This is a genomic window from Gordonia alkanivorans NBRC 16433 (assembly GCF_000225505.1).
Lineage (GTDB): Bacteria > Actinomycetota > Actinomycetes > Mycobacteriales > Mycobacteriaceae > Gordonia > Gordonia alkanivorans.
This window is the reverse complement of sequence record NZ_BACI01000046.1, coordinates 67,290-73,839: the sequence shown is the minus strand read 5'-3', so window position 1 is coordinate 73,839 and position 6,550 is coordinate 67,290. Positions and strand designations below refer to the sequence as shown.

6 protein-coding genes are annotated in these 6,550 nt (G+C 66.3%); 4 read left to right on the top strand and 2 right to left on the bottom strand.

Annotated elements, in window-relative coordinates; translation table 11 throughout:
* The 4 genes from GOALK_RS07110 to GOALK_RS07095 form a co-directional block, all read left to right on the top strand.
* The coding region (locus tag GOALK_RS07110) for an MTB12 C-terminal domain-containing protein (protein WP_006358125.1) at positions 1-453 on the top strand (453 nt) is incomplete at its 5' end.
* Between the two features lie 25 nt (positions 454-478).
* Positions 479-1,450, top strand: a complete 972-nt coding sequence (locus tag GOALK_RS07105) for an ABC transporter substrate-binding protein (protein ID WP_035755237.1) — start codon at positions 479-481, stop codon at positions 1,448-1,450.
* Positions 1,451-1,758: 308 nt separating this feature from the next.
* The gene (locus GOALK_RS07100) at positions 1,759-2,376 is read left to right on the top strand and encodes a TetR/AcrR family transcriptional regulator (RefSeq protein ID WP_035755234.1); all 618 of its coding nucleotides are present in this window, start codon (positions 1,759-1,761) and stop codon (positions 2,374-2,376) included.
* 43 nt (positions 2,377-2,419) lie between these two features.
* Positions 2,420-3,394: an oxygenase MpaB family protein gene (locus GOALK_RS07095; protein WP_157139139.1), complete on the top strand. Its 975-nt coding sequence runs from the start codon at positions 2,420-2,422 to the stop codon at positions 3,392-3,394.
* 282 nt (positions 3,395-3,676) lie between these two features.
* Here GOALK_RS07095 and GOALK_RS07090 read toward each other — a convergent pair whose 3' ends face one another.
* Positions 3,677-4,993: a lysine N(6)-hydroxylase/L-ornithine N(5)-oxygenase family protein gene (locus GOALK_RS07090; protein WP_006358121.1), complete on the bottom strand. Its 1,317-nt coding sequence runs from the start codon at positions 4,991-4,993 to the stop codon at positions 3,677-3,679.
* The gene (locus GOALK_RS07085; RefSeq protein ID WP_006358120.1) at positions 4,990-6,534 is read right to left on the bottom strand and encodes a pyridoxal phosphate-dependent decarboxylase family protein; all 1,545 of its coding nucleotides are present in this window, start codon (positions 6,532-6,534) and stop codon (positions 4,990-4,992) included. The genes GOALK_RS07090 and GOALK_RS07085 overlap by 4 nt, the downstream gene beginning before the upstream one ends.
* Between the last annotated feature and the right edge of the window lie 16 nt (positions 6,535-6,550).

Here is a 6,550-nt window from a genome sequence, read left to right as displayed (position 1 = left end):
AGCGGCGGCACGGTCGGCGCCGGCCCCGACGCCGCGCCCGCACCGGCTCCCGCGCCGGGTACCTCGGCCGCGCCGTCCCAGCAGCAGGCTGTCGCAGCCCCGACCGCGCTGACGCCCGGTCAGCTCAACACGAAGGTCAAGACGGTCATGAACTCGCGCGGCAATCGCGCCGCACGGGCCGCCGAACTCCAGGGCGGCGAGCGCGCCCTGCGTCAGCTCGACGCCGTCGCCCAGGCGATCACCACCTACGGCAACGTCGGACTCAGCTACCAGATGGTCGGTCCGGTGCAGGTCAGCGGCACCAAGATGACCGCCCCGCTGCAGATCAGCGTCGTCGGCCGGGGCAGCCAGAATCGTGCGATGACCTGGGTGTGGAGCGGCGACAAGTGGAAGCTGTCGAACAGCAGCGTCTGCCTCATCGCCAGCTTCGTCCTGCTGCCCTGCTCGCTCTGACCCCCGACCGTTCTGGAGAACTGACGTGAAAACACGACTTCGTCTTGGTGCGCTTCTCGCGGGTGCGCTCATGTCCGCCGGCCTCCTCGCCGGATGTTCGAGTTCGGATGACTCGACCGGTGGATCGGTGCAGCTGAACCTGCCCGACGGCCGCTCGGTGACGATCCCGGAGACACCGAAGCGCATCGTGACCCTGGGTGACCAGTGGACCGACGTGGCGCTCTCGTTCGGCGTGACCCCGGTCGGCTACTACGACTACTCCAAGTCGGCGACCGGCGAACTGCAACCCTGGTACGGCCAGAAGCTCGCCGACTCGACGTTCATCGACCCCACCAAGGGCGACGATGCGACGACGATCGCCAAGCTCGACCCCGACTTGATCTTCGCTCCCGGATTCGCCTCCGGCAGCCCGGAATTCGAGCAGATCGCCAAGCTCGCGCCGACGGTCAACGCGATCAGCGGCCAGGAGATCGATCCCTGGCAGGACATGGTCACCGTCATGGGCACCGTGCTGCACCAGCCGGACAAGGCGACCGAGATCATCGACCAGACCGACGCGAAGGTCGCCGCCGTCGGCAAGGAGTTCCCGGATCTCGCCGGCAAGACCTACGCGCTGGCCTTCATGTACGGCAACGACCAGCTGTCGGTCCTCGGCGACCCGAACGACGGCGCGGCAAAGCTGTTCAGCGAGTTGAAGATGCAGATGGCGCCCAAGCTGGTCGCCGAGTACCAGCGCACCCGCAACCCCCGCTTCGGACTGAGCACCGAGAACATCCCGATGCTCGACGCCGACGTACTGGTCGTCGCCACCGCGACACCGGAACAGGCCGAAACCCTCAAGAAGCTACCGGGTTACAAGAACCTGAAGGCCGTCAAGAACGGTGCCGTCACGTTCATGACGCAGTCGCAGATCACCGGCCTCAACGCACCGACGCCGAACTCGGTGCCGTACGTGCTGGACCTGCTCAAGCCGAGCTTCGAGGCTGCGACGAGCTGATCCCTCCGCTGGCCGAGTGGGCGAGAGCCTGCGACGAGTCCCATCGAAACCGGTCTCAACACACACGACGGCCCGTCCCCTCCATGCGGGGACGGGCCGTGTCGTCTCGCCGACCGGCCTCGGGGCGGACGACGTCACCGTGAGACTGTCGCCTCCACGTTGGAGGTGGCCTGAACGAGGCCCGGATGCCCTCACGCGTTCACGTGCCGGCGAGAAGGGTGGCTCACCCGTCCGCGGTATCTCGTGTGCAAACCCGGTTCCGTAAACACCTGCGCGATCGATGAGACGCACGATACTCTTCTCGTACCATGAGTATCACGACCCCACCACATGCCCGACTCGTGATCGAGGGCCTGACCAGCGCACCCTCCACAAGCGACGCAGTGGACAGCGCCATCCTGGAGTCGACCCTTCGGTGCATCGCGCTCTACGGAACCGCGCGACTGACGATGGCCGACGTCGCCCGAAGTGCGGGGGTGGGACGAGCGACGGTATTCCGTCGATTCGAGTCCAAGGACGAACTGATCAGACGGGCGTTCTCGTTCGAGTTGGCTCGCATCGTCGAGGGATTCGCGGAGACTGTCGCTGCTGTCTCTCATCCGGGTGAGCATTTGGTGGAGATCATCGTCGCTGCCGTTCGTACTGCGCGGACCCATCCGATCGGGACCCGGCTCGTGGAGGACGGGACGGCTGTCGCAATCCATCGCGATCCCGACCTCGCCCAACTGCAGCTACTCATGCTGACCGATCGGATTTCCGACTGCGCCGAACAACTCGCTGTCGACGTCGACACGACGGGCACGGCCGAGGTCTTGCTGCGCTTCATCGGCAGCGTCTGGTTGACGCCCGACATCGGCCTACCGACCACGGACGACGATGCGATCCGACGGATGGTCCGTGTGATTCTGCACCCGCTCATCCCCTGAACGCCCACCTGACAACCAGGCACCGCTCCCGAGGAGAATGAAGATGGCACAATCAATTTCCACAGCGTCTCCCACCGATATCACCGTCGACGGACCGCCGCTCGAGGGACACGCACAGAAACGGTATGAACAGTTTCGGTGGTTCTGCGGGTCACGGCTGGTGGGACTGTTCGCGGCTGCATACGTCGACCAGGGCATGCAGCACGATGTATCGGACGCGACGTGGGCCACCGGCCGGTACGAGAACCGGCCACTCGAGCGCAACATGCGCACCTTGGCGGCCGGGCAGCTCGTAATGTGGGGCGACGCGGAGGTCAACGCCCGGCACCTCGATCGCCTCAAGACACTTCATCGCGAGGTCAAGGGAAAGGGCCGCGATGGCAGGCCGTACAGCGCCTACTCGCCTCGAGCCTGGAACCTGGTGTACCTCAGCATGTTTCTGCTGTATCGGAACTCGTACACTCCTATCACCGGTGATCCCCTCACCGATGAGGACAACGAGATCTTCTACCGAGTGGTCTGGGACAAGATGGGGTCGTTGTCGTTCTCTGGCAGGTCATCCGGGCTGCCGCGCTCATACGCCGAGGCGATGGAGTACTACCAGGACCTGCTGGACAACGAGTTGACGGACACCTACATGCTCGAAGTCGGGCGGAAGCTGTTCGCGACGCCGCCGGCCCCCGAGGACCTGCCGACCGCACTGCGACCCGTCTGGCCGCTGATCTCACGCGTGGCAGGAGAGGTGGCCATCACGTGCGGGATGGCCATCAGTCGACCCAAGGTGCGCGACGTCTTCGGCTTTCCGTTCAACAAGGTCCGCCGGATCGAGTACGCGATCATCTGTCGCGTACTTCCCGTCCTCTATCACCGCCTCCCGAAGCGGATCAGCATGGCTCCCTTGGCATACAACCGCTGGCAGTACGAGCAGCTCGTCAGCGATCTCGAGGGAACACAGCTCACTTCGTTCCGTCCCGATCCTGAACTTGCACCACAACATCCGGCGCCCGCAGGTGCATAACCTCGGGCGGCAGTCCCCGCGCCGCCTCGGGCGATGAGGTCCCTGTCACCCCCGTCGCCGCGAGATCACGGTCGCAGCTCGCGCTGGGAGATCCTGGTACGAACCTTGGTGTGTGTGATCTGTGCCGCTGATCGCGATGCCTCCCGGAGGCCGCACGATAAGAGTTGAGTCGGCACCTGCGGCCCGTCCGCGTTCGGAGCGACCCGGGCACCCGATCAACCCTCAACGGGAGAACGGCCCGACCCGCACTGCGGGCCGGGCCGTCGTTGCTCGCGGAACTCCTCAGCCGACGACGCCGTCGGAGTCGTCGATCCCGAAGCTGGTGAAAGCGGTGTCCTTCGGCAGTCGATACACCTCGCGGCCCATGACGGCGTTGAGAATTCGGGCGTTGCGGACCGCGCCGATGTCGAGGTTGGGGGCCGAGACGCCGACGGCGTGCTCCTCGGCGTTCGCCACGAACAACCGATTGGTCAGCGCGGGCTCGGTTTCCACCTGATGCGCGGCGCCCACGACGAGGCGGCCGCGCGAATCACGGTGCAGCTGCGGCTCGATGGGGGCCAGGAACGGGGTCTGGCGGGGCTGGTAGCCGGTGCACGCGATGACCATGTCGGTGGTGTGTGCGAGTTGGGTACCGGTGTCGAGGTGACGCCCACGGACCCTGAGCTTGCCGTCGGCAAGGGTGTCGATGCCGTCGACCTCGGTGGAGATGCGCAACTGGACCGGGTTGAGCTTCTCCCGCAGCTGCCGCTGGTACATCAGCTCGTGCACCCGTTCGAGGGTGTCGCTGGAGACGCCCTTGTGGAACTGCCAGTGTTGCGGGCGGATCCGATCGCGGGCCGCCTCCGGCAGACTCTGGAAGTAGTCCATGTACGCCGGGGTGGTCATCTCGAGCGACATCTTGGTGAAGTCGAGCGGGGCGAACCACGGCGTACGGGTCCACCAGCGGACGGACGGGCCGCCGCGGAGATTGGCCTCGAGCAGGTCGATGACGATCTCGGCGCCCGACTGTCCCGAACCGATGACGGTCACCGAGTCCGCGGCATGGGCCTTGTCCTGGTGGTACAGGTAGTCGGAACTGTGGACGACCGCCGGGGAGCCCGACGACAACGCCTGCGGCACAAACGGTTCGGTGCCGACGCCGACGACGACGTGGCGCGCGATCACGGTCGTGGTGGTGCCGCCGGAGACGATCGTGACGGCGAAGGCGTCGGCCTCGTCGTCCCATGTGACCTCGGTGACGGTGGTGCCCCAGCGCAGGGTGTCGAGTCGACCGATACACCAGTGCAGGTACGCCTCGTACTCGATGCGGGTGGGATAGAAGTTCTCCCGCACCAGGAACCGGTACATTCGGTCGGTGTCGGCCATGTAGTTCAGGAACGACATCGGATGCGTCGGGTCGACCAGGGTCACCAGGTCCGACAAGAATCCCACCTGGAGTCGGGCCTCGTCGAACATGAGGCCCGGATGCCAGCGGAACTCGTCACGGGAGTCCACGACGAGCACGTCGAGGTCATCGACGGTCGATGCCAGCGCGGCGAGCCCCAGGTTGAACGGACCGCAGCCGATCGCCAGGACATCCACGTTCTCTACACGGGTCATTCCGATACCCTCACCATTTCTTCACTGCGGGCCTGGTCGCCGGCGACCGAGGTGCTCTCGGACTCCACTTCGATTGCGAGACGCAGGAGTTCGTCGAACAGCTCGTCGATGTCACTCTCGGAGGTCTCCGGATTCAGAAGGGTCAGCTTCAGGCAGGTCTGGGGTTCGTCCTGGCCGGGCACCCGCACCTGGGTGCGCCCTATCAGGGCCTTGCCGTCGGTGATGAGACGGCGTCGCAATTCGCCGTTGACGGCGTCGAGGTCGGCGCAGCGGTAGCGGAAGACGATGGTGGTCAACGTGACCGGGGCGATCAGTTCGAGTTGCAGTTCGGTGGCGACGCGCTGTTCGGCGTACACCGCGAGGTCGTTGCACCGCTCGAGCATCCCGCCGAGTTCGCGGCGTCCGTACGCCAAGAGCGTGGCCGCGACCTTGAGCACGTCGGGACGACGAGTCGTCTGCAGGGTCTGGCCGAGCAGACCGCTGTAGCCTGCCTCGACGTCGTCGTCCGGGTTGAGGTAGGCGACCGAACGGTTCAGTGACACGAAGCGGTCGGCATCGGACAGCAGCATGAGGCTGGCGGCGGCCGGCTGCCAGCCGACCTTGTGCAGGTCGAGGGTCACCGAGTCCGCGCGGTCGACGCCTCTCAGGAGTCCGGACAGGCGATCGGAGAACAGGGTGCCGAAGCCGTAGGCGGCGTCGACGTGCAGCCAGATCTCGTGTCGTTCGGCGATGTCAGCGATCTCGGGCAGCGGGTCGACGGTACCGAAGTCGGTGGTTCCGGCCGTGGCGACGATGGCGAGCGGGGTGACCTCGCCGGCCTGTCGGATCGCCCTTTCCAAGGCCTCGGGGATCATCCGGTGGTGCGCGTCGACCTCAACAGGGATGACCGCGGACTCGCCGAGACCCAGTGCGGCACACGCTCGGTGCACCGAGAAGTGGGCGACGCGCGAACAGAAGACCACTGGCCGGCGCAGCGCGCCCACACCGTCCTGGCGGACGTCGACGCCACGACGGGCCGCGGTGTGATCGCGGGCGATCATGAGCGCAAGCATGTTCGAGATGGAACCGCCGGGACTGAAGACGCCGCCGGCCTGTTCGCCGAAACCGGCCATGCGGGCGAGCGACTGCACGGTCCAGGTCTCCAGGGCGAGGGTCGCCGGCCCCGAATCGTATGTGTCCAGCGAGGCGTTGGTGGCGCTCGCGAGCGCGTCCGCGGCGACCGCGACCGACAGGGGTGCCGGCTGCAGATGAGCTGTGGTCAGCGGATGGGTGAGGTCGAGACCGAACTCGGCGACGAGCCGCGCCAGCCGCGACAGGGCCGCGGACTCACCGATCCCGGATTCGGGGATTCCGGGTGCACCCAGCGAGCCGTTGACCGCGGCGAGTACCGACACCGGATCCCCGGCGGGCAGTGGCGCTCCGTGGTGGTGGTCGGTGACCGATTCCGCTGCTTCGGTCAGACCGCGACCGATGTTCGCCCAGCCCTGTCCCGGTCGGGCGAAACGGGAAGCCCCCCACGTAGACTCGCGGTCTTCGGTCACTGAGTTCCCCCCTGGA

Bases quoted from the DNA above. Each gene is read 5' to 3' on its own strand.
- GOALK_RS07100 (WP_035755234.1), top strand. From the start codon at position 1,759: ATGAGTATCACGACCCCACCACATGCCCGACTCGTGATCGAGGGCCTG.
- GOALK_RS07095 (WP_157139139.1), top strand. From the start codon at position 2,420: ATGGCACAATCAATTTCCACAGCGTCTCCCACCGATATCACCGTCGAC.
- GOALK_RS07090 (WP_006358121.1), bottom strand. From the start codon at position 4,993: ATGACCCGTGTAGAGAACGTGGATGTCCTGGCGATCGGCTGCGGTCCG.